At 71.6% G+C, this 1,134-nt stretch carries 1 protein-coding gene; it reads left to right on the top strand.

All coding sequences use genetic code 11. The features are described from left to right. Positions 1–222 precede the first annotated feature (222 nt). A partial coding sequence (locus NHG27_RS18955) for an MCP four helix bundle domain-containing protein (protein WP_497017356.1) occupies positions 223–1,134 on the top strand: 912 nt, incomplete at its 3' end.

Consider the following 1,134-nt stretch of genomic DNA (forward strand, 5'->3'; position numbering starts at 1 on the left):
TGGCCCAGGTCTCGGTCGAGCTGCGCACCCGCGTGGCCCAGTTCCGGATCTGAGCCCCGGATGAACCCCACGACACCCACCACACCCACCCGCACCCCGTCCCACCAGCCGGGGGACCGCACAGCACCGCCGCCGGGCCCACGGCCCGGGCGGACCGGCCCCGCCCCGCGTGGCCGTTCAGGAGGGGACATCGCCGTCCCCGGACGAACGAGAGGCGAGCAGATGAGCGAGCAGACGAGGGGACGAGGGCGCCTGTGGACGGACCGCCCCGTCCTGATCAAGATCCTGACGGCCGTCCTGGTCATGGTCGCGGTCGGTGTCGTCGTCACGGTCGAGGCCGTCGTGTCGATGCGGTCGCTGGGGGCGGACGCCGCCAGGATGTACCACGCCAACGTGACCCCGCTGCAGCAGCTCACCGAGATCCAGCGCTCGTACCAGGGCGACCGTGCACGGGTCATCCAGTACGGCATCGCCGACGAGGAGACGCGCGCGACCCTGGTCGACGAGCTGGTCGAGCGCCAGGCGGACCTCGACTCGCAGATCGAGGCCTACCGGTCCAACGCCGTGAACCAGGCCGACGTCGACGCGATGGTCGCTGCGCTCGACGACTACTACGCGGCAGCAGAGGGTCAGCTCTTCCCCCTGGCGGACGAGGGGGACGTCGAGGGCTTCGCGACGTACTTCAACGAGACCGTCCGACCCCTGACGACAGCCGTCATGGAAGCGATGCAGGTGGAGACGGCGTCCCAGGGCGAGGCCGCAGCCGCTCTCGCCGAGGACACCGCGGCGCTGGCGTCGCGCGCGATCCTCGTCACGGTCCTGCTCTCCGTCCTCGGCACCGTCCTCGCGGTCGGTCTGGGGTACGTCGTGGCCCGGGGGATCGTCCGTCGGATCGGTGCCGTGTCGTCGAGCCTCGCGGCCGCCGGCAGCGGTGACCTGACGGCCAGGTCGGGCGTGGTCGGCAAGGACGAGCTGGGGCAGATGGCGGTGGCCCTCGAACGGACCCAGGTGTCCCTCGGCCGGACGTTGTCGGGGGTGCTCGAGTCGTCGATGACGATCGCGTCGGCTGCGGAGTCGTTGGCGGGGGTGGCGTCGGAGTTCTCGGCGAGCTCGGAGGAGACGGCGGTGCAGTCG

The sequence above is a fragment of the Oerskovia sp. 140933 genome (assembly GCF_059651515.1).